Source organism: Acinetobacter sp. Leaf130 (genome assembly GCF_001423205.1).
In the GTDB taxonomy this organism is placed as follows: Bacteria; Pseudomonadota; Gammaproteobacteria; order Pseudomonadales; family Moraxellaceae; genus Acinetobacter; species Acinetobacter calcoaceticus.
On record NZ_LMOE01000005.1, the window covers coordinates 361,359 to 379,266 of the forward strand.

Consider the following 17,908-nt stretch of genomic DNA (forward strand, 5'->3'; position numbering starts at 1 on the left):
AAAGGAAAGGCTTAGTAATTAAATGGCAGTTCACCTCCCTGATCATGGACCGTTTCAAAAGTTCGAAGTCTTAGTTGTTCTTGTGATGAATTGAATTGTTGTTGACGTAACTGCTGAATCGCTTGGTTTTTGGCGCTATCACTCATGTTACTTTTAATAATTTCATCTCGACTATCCAGGTAACTGGTGACCCTTTGTTGCCAAGCATTACGCTGTGTATCTAAAGTTTCTAATCTTTGAGTCGCCTCAGCTCCAACAAGTGCTGTACGCATCTGCCGAAGTTCTTCTGTTGAACCATTGCGTGCTTTAATTTGTTTGGTCAGTGTATGTAAATCATCAAGTTTGGAGAGTTCTTGTAGGTTGTGTTGCCAGTCTTCTGGAAGTTCTTCAAAACGCTCTTTAAGCTTTCGTGCTTTTTCAATTTCGCTTAAAGAAGAGTCCTCAAGTATCTGCATTCGATCTAGTGTGTAGTTCTGATAGATATCTTCGCTCGAAAAAAGCCCTTCAATTTCAGAGGCCGAAAAAAAGCGTTTTCTTATATCTTGGATCGAGTTAAAAATCTTTTGAAAATAATTTTTATCTTGTTGTTTTGCTGAAGGTGCTTGGATTTGAGCAAGCTGTTCACGATATTTTAAATAACGCGTCCATAAATCCATAATCTGTGAGCGAGCTGGCTCTAGATATTGTCCTTGAATAAATTTCCCAAAGTGAATTTTGATTTGTTCTAAATCATTTTCCCCATATTGGGTAATAAAATATTCAAAGCAGTCACGGGTTTGACTATTCACGACTAAATGTTGGGAACTATCAATTTTTAATTGGCAGTTAACTTCTGTGTCTTGCTGACTTTTACTATGGTACGCATCTTCGTTTAGCGATGAATGATCTGTATGAGGAGATGATGCTAAGTTTTGAGCTTTACTTTCACTCATCTGAGCTGATGTGTTTTTTGAGTCAGGACTTAACCAATATACACATGCAATGAGGCCCAAAATAAAAAATCCGAGCACACACCACAATACCTTCTTCTGCATCCCTTGCATAAAGATATCTTCCTTAAGTTTTAATTTGTTGTTTTTTTACTCGATTATTAATGTGCCATAAAATAAGTGAAAAGGCACCTAAATATTGTGAAAATATCTTGCCGAATTTGCTAACATGTCGGCACTTTTTTCTAGCTTTGTGTTCCAGTAAAAATGACGACAAAAAATCAAAAAATTTCTCGTCGCCATATCAGTGGTGTATTTCTATTAAATAAACCATTAGGGCTCAGCTCAAATGCGGCTTTGCAAAAAGTGCGTTGGTTATATCGCGCCCAAAAAGCAGGTCATACAGGAGCTTTAGATCCTTTGGCGACAGGGTTGCTTCCTATTTGTTTAGGAGAGGCTACCAAGTTCTCACATTATTTGCTGGACTCAACAAAGCGCTACCAAACCACTGTTCGATTGGGACAAACCACAACGACAGGTGATGTGGAAGGGGAGATTTTACAAGAACGCCCTGTTCCTGTTCTGAGCCGAGAGCTTATTGAACAAACCCTAGAAAAATTTAGAGGTGATATTCAGCAAGTTCCGCCAATGTACTCTGCTTTGAAAAAAGAAGGCAGACCGTTATATGAGCTTGCTAGAAAAGGTATCGAGATTGAGCGTGAAGCACGTCCAATCACGATTTATGCTTTAGAACTCATTGAATTTACCGAAAATAGTATCACTCTGGATGTAACTTGTTCTAAAGGAACATACATTCGTGTATTAGGTGAAGATATTGGCGAAGCACTTGGTTGTGGTGGGCATTTAACGATGCTGAACCGGACTCAAACAGGACATTTTGAGCTTATTCCGAGTTATACCATTGAATATCTGGAAAGTCTGACAGAAGAGCAAAGAGAAGCTTTGTTACTTCCAGTTTATGCTCCAGTTGACCATTTCTTAAAAATTCAGGTTCCAGAAGGGCGTGAAAAATATTTTTGCAACGGTTTAGAAAGCAATATTGAGCATTCTGCAGAAGCAGAAGTTTTAGTTTTTTCGGAAGAGCGCTGTCTAGGTTTAGCCGAGATTACCGATAAAAAACGGTTGGTACCTAAACGTATCTTAAATTTGTAGTAGATGTAGAGTATAGAGCATGGGTATGGAATGGGATGTTATCCTGAGTTTGATCTTTTTTGCGTTTACTGCGGGAGCAATTGATGCTGCTGTTGGGGGCGGTGGACTCATCCAGATTCCCGGGATCATGAGCACTTTTCCTAACATGTCGACTGCTACGGTGATTGGTACCAATAAAGTCTCATCCATTTTTGGTACGGCATCGGCAGCTTATACATTTGCTAAAAAAGTAAAATTGCAATGGAAGCTTTTAGCAGTTATTGCCATTTGTGCTCTGATTAGCTCTTTTGCTGGAGCAGCTTGTCTATCGCTTATTCCTCAATCGGTATTACGTCCTTTCGTGTTCGTGATGTTGATTGTGATTGCCGTTTATACGCTAGTTAAAAAGAACTTCGGACAGGTTCATACTGAGCAAAAAATTACCAATAAAATGCTGATTTTAGCCGCTATAGGTAGTTTAGCGATTGGTTTTTATGACGGTATTTTTGGACCGGGTACAGGTAGTTTCTTTATTTTCTTCTTTATCCGTTTTTTACAAGTTGATTTCTTGCATGCTTCAGCTTTGTCAAAAATCGGTAACTTTATGACGAACTTAGCTGCCTTGAGTTTCCTCATTCCGACAGGTCACGCGATTTTGCATATTGGTTTAATGATGGCTGTTGCAAACGTGCTTGGTTCTGTTGTTGGGGTACGTACCGCGCTTAAATACGGTAGTGGATTTGTTCGTATTATCTTTTTAATTTTGGTGAGTATCCTGATTTGCCGTTTGGGCTATCAAATGTTTGTAACAGGCTAAATATTTCGAAAAGTATGAACTGATCAGGAGGCGAAGTTCATACTTTTTGTGTAGGCATTTAAAATCATAAATATAAAAATAATTACAGAAGTTTACTAGAAAGAAAACTGTGTAAAAAATAGTCTCATTTTAAGCTACTTAAACATTATAAATTTCAACGTATGATAAGCCTTGAAATAAAAAAGATTTTTTAGCTAAAAAATGAGGAAGAAAATGAATATTTTCGAAGCATTAAGAGAAAGCCATGAAAATCAACGAAACCTTTCTGAACAATTAGTTCAGACACATGGTTTAACCGAAGAAAGAAAAGAATTATTTGATGCATTAAAAAACGAACTTTATGCTCATTCTGTTGCCGAAGACCGTTATTTATATATCCCTTTAATGTTTGATGATGTCGGTTTAGATATTACGAGACATGCTTTATCTGAGCACCATGAAATGGATGAATTGGTCGAACAGCTCGAAAAAACGGATATGAGTAGCCCAAGCTGGTTAGCGACCGCCAAACAGTTGAGTGAAAAAGTCCATCATCATTTAAAAGAAGAAGAGCATAAATTTTTTCAACAGGCGGGAAAAATTCTTAAAGACAGTGAAAAAGAAACGCTTGGTAATAAATATTTAAAGGAATATAAAAAGTATAAAAAGCAGCAATAGTATTTAACTATGCTACTTTTTTAGTACTTCTTAAAGTAACCCCAATCGACGCTAGCATTACACAAGCTAAAGCCACCCATTGCAGCATGCTGATTTCTTCATGAAGTAATAAGAAACCCGTTAATGCTGCCAATGCGGGTGCTAAACTCGTGAGGGTACCGTAAGTTAATTTATTAAGTTGTTTGAGTGCCATTAAATCAAGAGCGTATGGAATAGCGGTCGCTAAAATAGCAATAAGTAATGCTTTACCCCAGTACTGCGTCTCAAGTAATGCGGGGGCATTATGCCAGATGCCAAGGGGTAGTAAGGTCAATGCAGATAATCCAATTCCAATGGTTAAAGCATGCATACCGATATTCTGGGTCACAACTTTCTGACCAAAATAAATATAGAAGGCCCAGCAAAATCCAGCACCTAGCGCACATGCAGCACCTATATAGGAAAAGTGGTGTTGCGTTGGGTCTTGCCAAGGTACCATCAGTGCAATACCTAACATGGCAAGTGCGACCCAAATGTAGTCACTCTTTTGTTTAATAGAGAGTAGAGCAAGACCTAATGGTCCAATAAACTCTAAGCCAACTGCGATGCCTTGAGGTAATTTTCCAAGCGACGTATAAAATAAAATATTCATGAGACCTAAAGATGCGCAGTACATCAATAAATCACGCCATTTTAAATAGGGTAAGCGCGACCAGATTTTCCATGAGCGGAACATGATAGCGACAATAACCGTTGCAAAGCTCAGCCTTAAAATTGTAACGGTCAGAGGGTCTAATATTGCAATGAGCTGCTTAGCAAATGAAGCACTGATTTGATATGAGACCATCGACAGAATCATATAGAGCACAGCAATAATGGGAAGATTCTGCATGGAAAATACCCGAGGGCCTCATCTAATATTATTTAAAATAACAATGTTCAATTATAGCGAATACCATGTTCCAACTCGCAGGTTGAGTCGATTTAACTGACTGTTTTTTCACGTTCCTGACGTGCTTTTTGGGTGGTTATGGTACAACCGACGGAAGCTGCAATAATTGTTGCGAGTGCCAGCCATTGATTCCATAACAAATATTCACCTAGAAAGATAAAACCAGAAAGTGCAGCAACTGCGGGTTCTAGGCTCATCAATGTTCCAAAACTTAACGGCGTTAAATTACGTAGTGCTAGCATTTCTAAAGAGAATGGTAAGGCACTGGCTAAAATTGCTAAGCCAATAAAATAAAAAAGATAGGGGAGCTCTATAACTTGGCTCATTGACCCTGAAAAAAAAGTAATCGGTAGTAATACACATGCGCCTACAGTCATTCCTAAACACACAGTGTGGTTACCTGAAATGCCAGAAGGTTTTTGACCTGCAATAATATAAAGCGCCCAACATGCACCCGCACTAACCGCAAATAATACTCCGATCCAATCCAGACTATGAGCCTGATTGAAAGGGAAAAGTAAAATGAGACCAATAATTGCGAAACTGACCCAGACAAAATCATATTTCTGGCGTGCGTGATATAAGGCTACACTTAAGGGGCCAATAAATTCAAAAGCCACTGCAATACCAATGGGTAAGCGTTCAATTGACAGATAAAAAAGCGCATTCATTCCGGCAAGAGCAAATCCATAAGCCAAGATCGCTTTCCAACGAACCTGACTAAAATTAATTCGCCAAATTTGGAAAATAAAGGCAAGAATTATTGCACCTAAACATAGGCGCATTGCGGAGACAGTGAGCACAGGAAAGTTCTGGAACAGAATTTTAGCTAAAGATGCGCTGCTTTGTACGCTTAGCATAGCGAGAATGAGAAAGCCCAAAGCATGTAGCTGAGATTTCTGGTTCGAACTGGACATTTTATTATTTGATCGATTGGTATACTTTTCACATGATAATGTAAATGTCCATAAAAAAGCCACAGACAATGCTGTGGCTTTTAAATTTACAGTTCGTATTAGAACAATACGCGCACGCGAATTGTACCTTCAACTTCATGCAACATATCTAAAGCTTCTTGAGAAGCAGAAGCGTCAACGTCCATTACGAGGTAACCGATGTCACCTTTAGTCATGAGTGATTGACCAGAAATGTTGATGCCTTGCTCAGCAAACAAGTTGTTGATTTTAGACAATACGCCCGGTACGTTTTTGTGGATGTGCAATAAACGGTGTTGGCCAGCAGTAAGTGGTAACGCGATTTCTGGGAAGTTCACCGCAGAAAGCGTCATACCCTTGTCAGAGTAAGCAACAAATTTCTCTGCAACTTCTAAACCGATGTTTGCTTGCGCTTCCATGGTTGAACCGCCAACGTGAGGAGTTAAAATCACATTGTCTAAGCCACGAAGTGGAGAAACAAACTCTTCACCATTTGCTTTTGGCTCTTTAGGGAATACGTCAACCGCTGCACCAGCAATATGGCCAGACTTGATTGCATCTGCTAAATCTTCAATCACTACACATGTACCACGTGCAGCATTTAGGAAGATTGCACCTTCTTTCATTTTTGCAAATTGTGCTTTAGTGAAGAAGTTACGTGTAGATGGAACATCAGGCACATGTAATGTAACTACATCAGCAGTCGCTAAGAGTTCGTCTAACGAACCAACTTGGCGAGCATTACCCATTGGTAATTTAGTCACTGCATCGTAATAAATCACATGCATACCTAAGCTTTCAGCAAGAACAGAAAGCTGAGAACCGATGGAACCGTAACCTACAATACCTAAAGTTTTGCCACGAGTTTCGAAAGAACCGACAGCAGACTTATCCCAACCACCACGATGACAAGCCGCTGACTTTTCAGGAACACGGCGAAGAAGAAGAATCGTTTGAGCAAGTACAAGTTCTGCAACCGAACGCGTATTTGAATACGGTGCGTTAAATACAGGAATACCACGTGCCATTGCTGCTTTAAGATCAACTTGGTTTGTTCCGATACAGAAACAGCCCACTGCGATCAATTTATTTGCAGCTTCGAAAATTTCTTCAGTCAATTGGGTACGCGAACGAATACCAATAAAGTGAGCATCTTTAACAGCTTCTTTTAGCGCTTCGCCTTCAAGAGCAGTTTTACGATAGTCAATATTGGTGTAACCCGCAGCGTTTAAAGTATCGACTGCGTTTTGGTGAACGCCTTCTAACAAAAGGAAACGGATTTTATCTTTAGGTAGTGAAAGATGTTGGCTCATTACGGCTCCGCTACAAAGGCCAAATTTGGTGGCGCTATCATAACATAATGGGCGGTGCTATAGATATTTCGTTTACGCCATCATCTTATGGCAATTTTATCTATATCTAATCACTTCTGTTTATGGCTTGTTGACAGTTTTAAAATGTGCTTGTCATTTGAACTTAAAAATATTGATGCTTTGACAGTTCATAAGTCATTTATGAAGGTTAAACATGTTTTGTAGTGACAGTATCTCTATTCTGAACTTTATCGCTTGTGCGGTTACATGTAGAATATAGCTTATGGCTTTGCTCAGGTGAAAACTCTGAGAAATATTACGCCATAGTCCCACCACAGTTTACTTCTTGCTAGGTCTGCAAACGATGAATGCTCCAGTCGCTTTAACACCTGAGTTACTTACCCAATTAACGGCAATCGTCGGTGAAAACCGTATTAAAACCGATGCTGATAGTCTCGAAAACTGGGGTAAAGATCATACTAAGCATTTTAATCCGAACCCATCGGTCATCGTTTTTCCATCGACCACTGAGCAAGTTCAAGCTGTTGTGAAGCTTGCGAACCAGTTTAATATCGCAATTACACCTTCAGGTGGCCGTACTGGTCTCTCTGCTGGTGCTGTAGCAACGAATGGTGAAATTGTCATTAGCATGGACAAAATGAACCAGATTCTTGAGTTCTTCCCAGCAGATCGTATGGTTCGAGTACAAGCTGGTGTTGTGACTGAACAATTGCAAAATTATGCTGAAGAACAAGGTATGTATTATCCGGTTGACTTTGCGTCAGCGGGTTCTAGCCAGATTGGCGGTAATATCGGAACCAATGCTGGTGGTATTAAAGTCATTAAATACGGCATGACACGTAATTGGGTGCTTGGTTTAACCGTTGTCACTGGTAAAGGTGATATTTTACGTTTAAACAAAGGCATGGTTAAAAATGCGACTGGTTATGCATTACAGCACTTATTTATTGGTGGTGAAGGTACATTAGGTTTAGTGACTGAAGCAGAAATTAAACTTGAGCGTCAACCGCAAAACTTACAAGTTTTAGTTTTAGGTGTTCCTGATTTTGATGCAGTAATGCCTGTCTTACATGCTTTCCAAAAAGATATCGACTTAACTGCATTTGAGTTCTTTGGTGAACTTGCAATGCAAAAAGTTTTAGATCATGGACATGTACAACGCCCATTTGAAACTCAATGCCCGTTCTATGTATTGCTTGAGTTTGAAGCACCATATGAGCCGATTCTCGATAAAGCAATGGAAATTTTCGAGCATTGTATGGAGCAGGGTTGGGTACTTGATGGTGTAATGAGCCAGAGCCTTGACCAAGTAGAAAGCTTGTGGCGTTTACGCGAAGATATTTCTGAATCAATCGCACCGTTCACTCCATATAAAAATGATATTTCAGTATTAATTACTCACGTACCTGCATTTATTCGTGAAATTGATGCAATTGTTCAAGAGAACTATCCTGATTTTGAAATTTGCTGGTTCGGTCATATTGGTGACGGTAACTTGCACTTAAATATTTTAAAACCTGAAAACTTAACCAAAGATGAGTTCTTTGCGAAATGTCAGGTTGTGAATAAATATGTGTTCGATACCGTTAAAAAATACGATGGTTCAATCTCTGCCGAGCATGGCGTAGGCATGACGAAAAAACCGTATTTGGAATATTCTCGTTCAGCTGAAGAAATTGAATATATGAAAGCGTTGAAGAAAGTATTTGACCCGAATGGTTTAATGAATCCGGGTAAATTATTTGATCTTTAATACTTGATTAAATAAAAGAATCTTTGTGAAAAGCGTATCGAAAGATGCGCTTTTTTTTAATCTATCATTTTTTATAAGCTTTCCAACCCGTCAAAATATGATAAATCAGCGGTAAAAGACAAACAGCAAAGAAGCTACAAAGTCCAATGGCCCACACAGGTAAATTACGCGGATTACCTAAAAAGAAATAGGCAAAAATAGAATAAGACAACATTGCAAACATCGCCGTTGTAGCTAACGGAAGCGTCACTCTAAAAATTAAAGTACTAGCAAAGGTTTTATAAGGTTCCATGTTCCGATTGAGGCTATAGGCAATAATCATGAGCAATACATAACCTAAAATAAACAGCATAAATGAGGCGGCTGCAAACAATAGAATTGCTCGCCAGCTCTTTTCTTGCGCGGTGCGATCACCAGTTTCATAAACAACAGTAATATGTTCTCCCACTACCGGCATATCGCCAGAGCGGACTGAATTATCTAAAGTTAGAGTTCTGTTTTGATCATCTTTGAACTGAACCTGAGCGGTGTACATGAGAGTTTGAGTTTTATATTTACGCCCATTGGAATCTGTACGTTCAGTATCGACCCACTCAGAGGTATAGTTCACTACAGTTGCATCGTAACTTGGCTTGGTTGCTAAACCGTATATTGCTTGCGAAACCCAATAAGTAAAAGGGAAAAATAAAGCGCTAATACTAAAAACAACTGCAAATAAATATACAAATTCAAACTTACTACTTTTACGATTTTTTGCTAAACGCTTGACCCAAAACTTGGTAAGCACAAATGACCAAACCATTAAAATTGCAACGACTACCAAGAAAACTTGCCCTGCATAAGTCAGTTGCATGGATGATCCTATTTGTTGGATGGAATAGAAATTAATCTTATCAAATCATAATCGCTAAGGTTGGGTGAACAGGATAAATTATTTGATCTTTAAGTGATTAGGCATCTTTAGAACTACATAGTTTCTACAGAGTAACCGACAAAGGCATAGCATCATAAAGCTATGGCTTCTGTTTTTGGTGATAAAAATGCAACGTTTATTTTTAATTTCAGCTCTCTGTGCTGGACTTTTCACTGGGTGTGCGACAACCAGTAAATTCATACCTTTTGTGGGTTCAGAAACCCCAATGCAACAAGTACTTAAATCTCAACCTGAGATTGTAAAAGAGCACAATAATACCTCAGTTCAGCAAGTGTTTAACCGTGTGGAATCACCAACTGTTTCTCGTATTACTGTCATTCAAACAGGTTTAATGGACGACTCAGTCTCTGCAATCCGAACAGAGTATGCATTTAAATTGGTTGATGAAAAGTGGCAATTGCAAAATAAGCAAAAGAGCTATCAATGTGCGAGAGGGAAAGGCTCTAGGGGTTTCCAGACACAGCTTTGTTCTTAAAAATAAAAAAGACGATAAATATATCGTCTTTTTTTATGGGCTAAATTATACGCCACTTTCTAAAATTTTAATTTTGACATCAATTACATCATCTTTAACTGCTGCATGATGGGCTTGCATATGAGATGTAGCCAAATGTGCTTCAAGATGGGCAACGCTTGCCCATTTTTCTAACATCACAATCGTATCGGGCTCTTTGGTTTGGAAACTGGCATTTGATATGTGGTCAATCAAAGGCTCATAGCCATGGCAACCATCTTCTGCTAAAACAGTTGGAATGATTTTTTGAAAGGCATCCAATACATTTTGGCGATGCTGTCCACCCGATTTAGTATGAATTTCCGCAATAATAGTAAGCATGGATTTTTCCTTATTAAGCTGCTGCAAATACACTATTCAAGTGGGTTTTATATTCTTCAACATAACTATCAACGTCAGGCATTTTAATCACATCATTGACAATAAAAGTCGGAAGTGTGCTCATGCCTAAGAACTGATTCGCTTTATGAAATGGTAAATAAACACCATCAACACCTACCCCATGGAAAAACTGATCTGCATCATCAAATGCTTCCATCGGGGCATTCCAAGTCAATGAAAGCATATATTTTTTGTCATGAATTAAACCACCTGAACCGTATTTTTTTGCGGCATCAGAGCGGCTACGACCATCGTTTGCGTAAAGTGAACCGTGACCCACAGTAAATACGTCATCAATATATTTTTTTACAGTCCATGGAGCACCCATCCACCAACCTGGCATTTGATAGATCACAACGTCAGCCCATAAGAATTTTTCAACTTCATTTTCTGCATCGTAGTTGCTATCGGCACGTGTTACTTGAACTTCATGTCCGAGTTCGGTGAGATGTGAGGTTGCCAGTGTGGTTAATGTATCATTTAATTCACCATTTGAATGTGCAAATTGTTTGGCGCCGTTAATGACTAAAATCTTACTCATGGGAGTTACTCTAATTAAATTCCTAAATTTGAAATCTACTCTACGGAATTTACTCTTATAGAAAAATGCATGAATTGGAAAAATATTCTTGATTAAAAATCAATAATTAAATATGAATTCGAATTGTGAAATAAATTTAGATGAATAATATCAATAACTTTAATCTTATTTTACAAAGTACTACGGAAAAAACTGTTTATGAGCTTTAGCATTAAGTTTGAGTAGGGCTAAGAGATTACATATGAAAAAAATGAGTTTGCTGATTGTTTGTAGCTTAGCAGTGCTAACAGCTTGTGCTCCTGCTAAAAATTCTTCTGCTCAACTTGCCGATAGCCCGATTCAAGCAGTATTACTTGATCAACCAGATCTTCTAAATGATGCAAGTAATTTGGACATTTCACAGCAAATGAATGCTGCCAATGATCCCTCTAATGCTCAAGTCATTATTTTACAGACAGATCCGAGCGAAGATGCGATAACAAAAGTTCGTACGGAATATTTATTAAAGCGAGACCAGCAAGTCTGGAAAATTGTGAATAAAAAGCAAAGTTATCAATGTACGAAAGGGCAGGAAACCCCAGATTTCCAAGTTAATCCTTGTCCTTAATGATTAATTTTTATTATAGTTGTGGATAACTTTAAGGTTATTCACAATAAAAAAAGTGTGACTATTGGTAAAAATAACATTTAAACTTCTTTATAATTGTCCGATTGCTGAACAATTCAAAAAATGCTATTGTTGCGCTCGGTAATTATGCCAACTGGTAAAAATTATCAAATCTCACGCCATATAATTTTTCTATTCTTAGACACCCTGTGAATACGGTGTTTCACATTCTAAACATGCACTCTCACGGCATATAAAAACTTAATTAAAGATTGATTGACCATACTGTCATCATCATGACTACATCCTATTTTATATGTAGTTGTAGAGACATATGGCCGCTATTTTGAAGTGTACAACTCATGAAAAATATTCAAACGACAACGTTGAACCGTACAACGTTGATGTTTCCTTTGGCTTTAGTGCTATTTGAATTTGCGGTTTATATTGGTAATGACCTGATTCAGCCTGCAATGTTGGCAATCACTGAAGATTTTGGTGTAAGTGCAACTTGGGCACCGTCTTCAATGTCATTTTACCTATTAGGCGGTGCCTCGGTTGCATGGTTACTTGGGCCTTTGTCAGATCGTCTTGGGCGTAAAAAAGTACTTTTGACTGGTGTCTTATTTTTCGCCTTATGCTGTTTTTTAATTTTATTAACCCGACAAATGGAACACTTTCTGACGTTACGCTTTTTACAAGGTATTGGTTTAAGTGTAATTTCAGCAGTAGGTTATGCTGCTATTCAAGAAAGTTTTGCTGAACGTGATGCAATTAAAGTCATGGCACTCATGGCAAATATTTCATTGCTTGCACCTTTGTTGGGACCCGTACTCGGTGCTTTCTTAATTGATTATGTGTCTTGGCACTGGGGCTTTGTAGCCATCGCTGTATTGGCATTACTCAGTTGGGTAGGTTTAAAAAAACAAATGCCAAATCAGCAGGTCAGCGTTACTAAGCAACCTTTTAGCTATCTTTTCGATGATTTTAAAAAGGTATTTAGTAATCACCGCTTTTTAGGTTTAAGCCTTGCTTTGCCTTTGGTGGGTATGCCTTTAATGCTCTGGATTGCCTTATCTCCAATTATTTTGGTAGATGAATTGAAGCTAACGAGTGTGCAATATGGTTTAGCTCAATTTCCGGTATTTCTGGGTCTAATTATCGGGAATATTGTTTTAATTAAAATTATTGATCGCCTGTCTTTAGGTAAAACGGTCATGATCGGTTTACCTATCATGCTGATTGGTACACTCATTTTAATATTAGGTGTAGTGTGGCAAACCTATTTAATTCCTTGTTTACTCACAGGCATGACATTAATTTGCTTTGGTGAAGGAATTAGTTTCTCAGTTTTGTACCGCTTTGCACTGATATCATCTGAAGTATCAAAAGGAACTGTTGCGGCAGCAGTTTCGATGCTGCTTATGATGAGTTTCTTTGCCATGATTGAGCTGGTACGCTATCTCTATACTCAATTTCATTTGTGGGCCTTTGCATTATCTGCCTTTACATTTATTGCGCTCTGGTTTACCCAACCACGAAATGTTTTAAAGCAAGAAATGCAAGAAAGAAAGCTCCAAGGAAATGATTAATTTAAAAATACCGGAATTTATATTCCGGTATTTTTTTAACTATTCTTTTAACATTTTTTCCATTTCTTCGCGATCTGTTTCATAGGTACAACCTAATAATGTCATCGGACTTTTTCCGGTCATTTCTGATAAGTTGAGATTATGATAAACAGTAAAGGAATCTGCTGTTGCTGGTTCTGTCTTGACGGTGCGAACACCTCTAAAAAAAGGTAATGTTTTAAAGTCTGGATGTTGAGGTATATCAAATTTTTTCGAAAGTTGATTAACATTTGCATTTCGGAAAACGGCTACTATGCCTTGACCCGCCAAAGCAATTTCATGAGTTTTAATACCAAATAACTGAATGGGCTGAGTTGTTTTATATAAATAGATGAACGGTTGCTCAGGATCATCAACTTTTTTAAAACCAAGTGCTGATAAATTTTCATCATATTCAGAAGCAAAATTGGTATAAGTTTCTTGATCTGATTGACATTCTATAATCTTTTTTAAATCATTTATTTCAAATGCATATGATGTGCTACTCAGCAATAAAAAAGTGGCAGAAAGAAATTTATATATCTTTGGAAAGTACATTTTTATCCTCAATAAAGTGTTATAGCTATTTAATTTCTTGCTCTAAAAGTTTGTCTTTAAGCATCAGCAATTCTGGTAATGTTTCTAATAATAAACTGATTTGTTTCAAGACTAATGTATATTTCTCGGAAAGTTGTTCATGAGTAGTTAGGCCTCGAATTTCTTGCAATATTTGCTCAATATGTATGTTGTCGGGTAGTGACTGCCCAAGTACGCTTTGACTAAGAATTTGCTGGCAACGCAGTAATAATTGTAAAACTTGTTCTTCATCAATTTTTTGTCGTTGACTGCCTAACGCTGCCACATAGCTGAGTTGACTGTGGCTATAAACTAAATAACGGAAAGCATAATGAATGAGCTCGGGATTAGGATTGGGCTCGGCACTTAAGCTTGAGATCATGTTTGATAGCTCAATTTGAGCATTATGGGCCGCACGACGAATTCGACGGTACTCTATATCTTGATTTTTGCCATATTGGTATTGCTCAACGATTACATTGAAATAGTCGAGTGTCGCCTTGCTGCTTTTCTTAATATTGTTAGGAATGTTACGAAAATTCCAATCAGGCCATATAAAACTTACAGCGAGCCATGCAATAAAACAGCCTAATAGCGTATCTATCAGGCGAGGTAAAATAATGCTGTAGCCTGCACCTTTTAAATTAAAAATTAATAGCACCATGAGGGTAGCCATAAGAGTGGCCAACGCATATTTCTTTTGCCGTAAGTAAAAAAAGCATACTCCACAAATAATTGTAATGATGAGCTGGCCTTCAATACTCGGTACAAAATATAAGATTGGTATTCCTAATAAGACACCGATTAATGTCCCAATTGTTCGGAGCTTAAGGCGGCTTTTAGTCGCAAAATAGGTAATCTGACAAACAAATAAACTGGTAAGTAAAATCCAGTAGCCATGCTGAGCAAAGGGTAATAATGAAATGGCATAGCCCGCAGCGAAAACGACTGCAATTCGTATCGCATGTCTGAACAATGCAGATTGAGGGGTAAGCTGTTGCCGAAGTTTCAAGATCAGATCTGAAAACCCTTGAATATCATCATCAAGTAAATTTAAGTGTTCTTGTCTTGTTTGGGTATTATTTTCAGGGAAGGGCTGTGCATATTGCAGTTGTTCAAACTGTTCATGCATTCCTTTTAAATTATCAAAAATGAGTTTTAAATTTTTAACTTCAAAATTTTGTGGATGCTGTTGTATCCAGTCCTTTAAAGAACTTTCTAGGTGATTTAATCCTGTCTGGCTTTCTTGCGAAGGCTGAGATGGTCGATTATATAAAATACATTGGGCTAAGTCCTGACAAGCTTGTGCTTGTAGGCGTAGATTTTTTTGGAAACGGAAAATAAGATCACTACGGCTAAAGTTCTGTTGAATATGTTCGTAATGTAAATAATTAGAGGTGGCTTGCTCGTGAATGTCTCGCGCAAAAAAATACAGGTTTAGCCAATAGATACTTTTATTACTCACCCGTGAAGCCTTTAGCCGAGTGAGTAGGGAACTGCGTATTTGATTCAGACTTTGAGCCACTTGTGTATTTTGTAAGGACAGTTCATATAAGAGTTGTTCTACATTCTCTTTATTGTCTGGATCAAACAAACGTGCTTTGGCTTGCAGTAGAACAGAAATCTCTTTAAAAATTTGTGAGAGTTTATCTTGTAAGGGTAGTGTAGGTTTAATAATAAAAAACAAAATAGAGGTGAAACCGTACCATAAAGCTCCATAAACAAAGTAGGTAGGTTGTTGATACCAATGAGCATATTCTCCTAAACCGAACATGCTATAAATGGAAAGCAAAATAGTGCCAAACGAAATTGTGGCATAACGTTGCCCTAAAGCCCCTAATAAAATGAAAAAAGCGCTAGAAATTGAGAGATAGAGAATAAAGAAAATTTTGTAGGGAGCGAGAAATCCAAGAATGCTACTGACTGTAAAAAATAGCAGGCAGACATAGACTAAGTTGCGTAATCGAATGCTTAAACGGTCATCAAAGTCGGTTAACGCTGCTGCAATTGCTCCTAAAGTCACAGGAACAATCAGCTCGTTATGGCCTAGCGAAAGTAAACCTAAAGTTGTGCCTGTGAGTACAATCAAAATTTGCAGGCAATAAATTAAAATCGAGTTCGTCTTAAAACTATTAAATATTTGGGTCAAATAATTCACGGCTTTTGTTCTAAATTAGAGAATACGTGAGAAAGCAGTATGTAACTTTAAATTTTTATTACTTCAAAAATATTATTCTTTTTATCTACAAAAGTCAGTCACTTTTTAAGATTTTATTAGACTTAAACCAAGTTATAGTGGTCAATAAATTAATAAAATTGTGGATATCTTTTTAGATACCCACAATTTAATAAACAGATAAATTATTTAATTACGCCACATGCAATTCGTGCTCCGCCACCGCCGAGAGGCAAAGGTGAGTCTGAGTAATTGTCGCCACCCGCATGAATCATGATCGCTCGACCTTGAATATCTGCAAATTTCAATCGAGGTGCGATCACAGCCGTGGTTGCGACCCCTGTATTATCGACCACTAAAGCAGGCAGATCACCTAAATGGCCAGTCGTTGGCGTACCATGATGAGGAGCTTGGTTAGGATTGTAGTGACTACCAGCAGCTAAAGCAGCACCAGGTTTTCCATCTTTCTCAGCAGGGGCACAAGAGGCATTTTCGTGAATATGGAAACCACGAGTACCGCTAGGTAAGTCAGCTAAAGCAGGGGTAATAATTAAACCTTTGTCGCTATCTTGAAAGCTAATGGTACCTATTTTTTTACCAATACCATTTGCGGTAACTTCATTTACATCAACCACTTTCTTCGTATGCATTGTGGTTAATGAGTGAGCCGTGTCGGATACAGTTTTTGTGACTGAACTACAGCCGACTGCAAAAAAAGCTGTAAGCGCAAAGACTGCGCCAATTTTATTAAAAGTCTGCATGGTTGGATGCCCTTATAAATATATATGTCTGATTATTAGATTCAAACAAAGGAAGGCTTAGCCTACAAGTTAATTTAAATAGTCACTTTGTATCTTGAAACATTTTTAAATTAAATAAGTATGTCACTCTTTATGATTGGAAGATTCATTATCAGAATCATAAATCATGGTCGTTTTGGGCATAGGTTCAGGTTCAATAGTTTCATGTAACCATTCACGCCAAATCGCCAGTAAAATAGCTAAAATTACAGGTCCAATAAATAATCCCACCAAACCGAAACTCGCAATACCACCTAACACACCAAACATAATTAATAGGAATGGAATTTTAGTGGCACCGGAAATAACAAGCGGGCGAATCACATTATCTGAGCTACTAACAATCACCACACCCCATACAATTACACCAATTGCTTCCATAGTTTGTCCCTGAGAGAACAACCATAAGCCGACGCCTAAATAGGAGATTGGAGTACCAAATGGGATTAGAGCCAATAAGAAAGTAGCAATGGTGAGTACCATTGGGTTTGGTACGCCCGCTACGAAATAACTTAATCCAGCTAAAACGGCTTGAGCAATTGCAGTTAAACCTACACCATAGACTACGGCACGAGTCGTTTCAGAAATCGTATCAAGATAATGGTGAACACGAAGGCCTATCACCATTTCTAAAGCTTTGCTCACCTGAGACAAAATCAGTTGTCCATCACGGTAAAAGAAAAAGAGGCTAAATACGGCAAAGCCAAGTTTGACAATATTTTTACTAATTTCACCGAGCAGCACACGACCATAACTTAAATGGCTTTGTACCCAAGCTGCAATGTTCTGAATAGTACTATTAGGATCGTTATTTAACTCATTGAGTGTGCGAGAAATTTCTTTTCCAACAAAAGGAAGATCGCGAATAAAATCAGGAACGCTTAAATGACCCGAAAAAACCTGACGTTGTAAATCAAAATATAAGTTGCGGCCTTCATGCTGCAAAATAAAAATAGCGCATGTAAAAGGTATGCCAACAACCAAAATGACCAGACTAATCATTAGTGTTGCATTTAAAGTATTACGGGTTTCTCCAAAAAAACGTTGAATTCTTAAATAAATAGGCCAAGTCATATAAGCAATGATGGCAGCCCAAAGAACAGGAACAATAAAGTATTTCAGGATATTAAATCCTAAAAAAATCAAAATAAAAAACAGCCCAAACAATAAAACGCGCTGTAAATTAGGAGCGTATGGATGCACGAACAATATTTCTCTAATTTTCTACGTAGAATAAAGTCATATTAACTGAAAAATAACC

The 17,908-nt window shown here is 37.8% G+C and carries 18 protein-coding genes; 7 read left to right on the top strand and 11 right to left on the bottom strand.

What is annotated here, in order from left to right; translation table 11 throughout:
- Window positions 1–11 precede the first annotated feature (11 nt).
- The gene (locus ASF86_RS12270; RefSeq protein WP_056482496.1) at window positions 12–1,043 is read right to left on the bottom strand and encodes a lipase secretion chaperone; all 1,032 of its coding nucleotides are present in this window, start codon (window positions 1,041–1,043) and stop codon (window positions 12–14) included.
- Between the two features lie 153 nt (window positions 1,044–1,196).
- Here ASF86_RS12270 and truB point away from each other — a divergent pair, with 153 nt between their 5' ends.
- The 3 genes from truB to ASF86_RS12285 all read left to right on the top strand — a co-directional run bounded on the left by truB (window position 1,197) and on the right by ASF86_RS12285 (window position 3,555).
- Window positions 1,197–2,102 carry a tRNA pseudouridine(55) synthase TruB gene (truB, locus tag ASF86_RS12275; RefSeq protein ID WP_056482499.1) on the top strand — a complete coding sequence of 302 codons (906 nt, stop codon included), beginning with the start codon at window positions 1,197–1,199 and terminating at the stop codon, window positions 2,100–2,102.
- 19 nt (window positions 2,103–2,121) lie between these two features.
- A complete protein-coding gene (locus tag ASF86_RS12280) occupies window positions 2,122–2,898 on the top strand; it encodes a sulfite exporter TauE/SafE family protein (protein ID WP_005301047.1) in 777 nt (258 codons plus the stop codon).
- A gap of 213 nt (window positions 2,899–3,111) precedes the next feature.
- Window positions 3,112–3,555, top strand: coding sequence for a hemerythrin domain-containing protein (locus ASF86_RS12285; RefSeq protein WP_003653765.1), 444 nt, complete (start codon window positions 3,112–3,114; stop codon window positions 3,553–3,555).
- A 7-nt stretch (window positions 3,556–3,562) separates the two neighbouring features.
- Here ASF86_RS12285 and ASF86_RS12290 read toward each other — a convergent pair whose 3' ends face one another.
- The 3 genes from ASF86_RS12290 to serA all read right to left on the bottom strand — a co-directional run bounded on the left by ASF86_RS12290 (window position 3,563) and on the right by serA (window position 6,734).
- Window positions 3,563–4,426, bottom strand: coding sequence for an EamA family transporter (locus ASF86_RS12290; RefSeq protein ID WP_056482502.1), 864 nt, complete (start codon window positions 4,424–4,426; stop codon window positions 3,563–3,565).
- Between the two features lie 92 nt (window positions 4,427–4,518).
- Window positions 4,519–5,403: an EamA family transporter gene (locus ASF86_RS12295; protein ID WP_056482505.1), complete on the bottom strand. Its 885-nt coding sequence runs from the start codon at window positions 5,401–5,403 to the stop codon at window positions 4,519–4,521.
- A 98-nt stretch (window positions 5,404–5,501) separates the two neighbouring features.
- Window positions 5,502–6,734: a phosphoglycerate dehydrogenase gene (gene serA / locus ASF86_RS12300; protein ID WP_056482508.1), complete on the bottom strand. Its 1,233-nt coding sequence runs from the start codon at window positions 6,732–6,734 to the stop codon at window positions 5,502–5,504.
- A gap of 364 nt (window positions 6,735–7,098) precedes the next feature.
- On the opposite strand from serA, the gene ASF86_RS12305 reads away from it, so the two are divergent.
- Window positions 7,099–8,508 carry an FAD-binding oxidoreductase gene (locus tag ASF86_RS12305; RefSeq protein ID WP_004639662.1) on the top strand — a complete coding sequence of 470 codons (1,410 nt, stop codon included), beginning with the start codon at window positions 7,099–7,101 and terminating at the stop codon, window positions 8,506–8,508.
- Window positions 8,509–8,572: 64 nt separating this feature from the next.
- Here ASF86_RS12305 and ASF86_RS12310 read toward each other — a convergent pair whose 3' ends face one another.
- Window positions 8,573–9,361 (bottom strand): hypothetical protein, encoded by a 789-nt coding sequence (locus ASF86_RS12310; RefSeq protein ID WP_056482510.1) that lies wholly within the window; start codon window positions 9,359–9,361, stop codon window positions 8,573–8,575.
- Between the two features lie 187 nt (window positions 9,362–9,548).
- Here ASF86_RS12310 and ASF86_RS12315 point away from each other — a divergent pair, with 187 nt between their 5' ends.
- The gene (locus tag ASF86_RS12315) at window positions 9,549–9,917 is read left to right on the top strand and encodes a hypothetical protein (RefSeq protein WP_004639658.1); all 369 of its coding nucleotides are present in this window, start codon (window positions 9,549–9,551) and stop codon (window positions 9,915–9,917) included.
- 45 nt (window positions 9,918–9,962) lie between these two features.
- On the opposite strand, the gene ASF86_RS12320 is transcribed toward ASF86_RS12315, so the two are convergent.
- Together ASF86_RS12320 and ASF86_RS12325 are read right to left on the bottom strand one after the other, a co-directional pair.
- Window positions 9,963–10,277 (bottom strand): putative quinol monooxygenase, encoded by a 315-nt coding sequence (locus ASF86_RS12320; RefSeq protein ID WP_056482513.1) that lies wholly within the window; start codon window positions 10,275–10,277, stop codon window positions 9,963–9,965.
- 13 nt (window positions 10,278–10,290) lie between these two features.
- The gene (locus ASF86_RS12325) at window positions 10,291–10,878 is read right to left on the bottom strand and encodes an NAD(P)H-dependent oxidoreductase (RefSeq protein ID WP_005038353.1); all 588 of its coding nucleotides are present in this window, start codon (window positions 10,876–10,878) and stop codon (window positions 10,291–10,293) included.
- Window positions 10,879–11,119: 241 nt separating this feature from the next.
- Here ASF86_RS12325 and ASF86_RS12330 point away from each other — a divergent pair, with 241 nt between their 5' ends.
- On the top strand, window positions 11,120–11,485 hold the full coding sequence (locus tag ASF86_RS12330) for a hypothetical protein (protein WP_056482516.1): 366 nt from the start codon (window positions 11,120–11,122) through the stop codon (window positions 11,483–11,485).
- Window positions 11,486–11,847: 362 nt separating this feature from the next.
- Window positions 11,848–13,077, top strand: coding sequence for an MFS transporter (locus ASF86_RS12335; RefSeq protein ID WP_056482519.1), 1,230 nt, complete (start codon window positions 11,848–11,850; stop codon window positions 13,075–13,077).
- A 39-nt stretch (window positions 13,078–13,116) separates the two neighbouring features.
- On the opposite strand, the gene ASF86_RS12340 is transcribed toward ASF86_RS12335, so the two are convergent.
- The 4 genes from ASF86_RS12340 to ASF86_RS12355 all read right to left on the bottom strand — a co-directional run bounded on the left by ASF86_RS12340 (window position 13,117) and on the right by ASF86_RS12355 (window position 17,850).
- The gene (locus ASF86_RS12340) at window positions 13,117–13,653 is read right to left on the bottom strand and encodes a hypothetical protein (protein WP_056482522.1); all 537 of its coding nucleotides are present in this window, start codon (window positions 13,651–13,653) and stop codon (window positions 13,117–13,119) included.
- Window positions 13,654–13,678: 25 nt separating this feature from the next.
- Window positions 13,679–15,829 carry a YccS family putative transporter gene (gene yccS, locus ASF86_RS12345; protein WP_056482525.1) on the bottom strand — a complete coding sequence of 717 codons (2,151 nt, stop codon included), beginning with the start codon at window positions 15,827–15,829 and terminating at the stop codon, window positions 13,679–13,681.
- 203 nt (window positions 15,830–16,032) lie between these two features.
- Window positions 16,033–16,608 carry a superoxide dismutase family protein gene (sodC, locus tag ASF86_RS12350; protein WP_045433290.1) on the bottom strand — a complete coding sequence of 192 codons (576 nt, stop codon included), beginning with the start codon at window positions 16,606–16,608 and terminating at the stop codon, window positions 16,033–16,035.
- Between the two features lie 123 nt (window positions 16,609–16,731).
- Entirely contained in the window at window positions 16,732–17,850 is a 1,119-nt protein-coding gene (locus ASF86_RS12355) for an AI-2E family transporter (protein WP_005038369.1), read from the bottom strand.
- Between the last annotated feature and the right edge of the window lie 58 nt (window positions 17,851–17,908).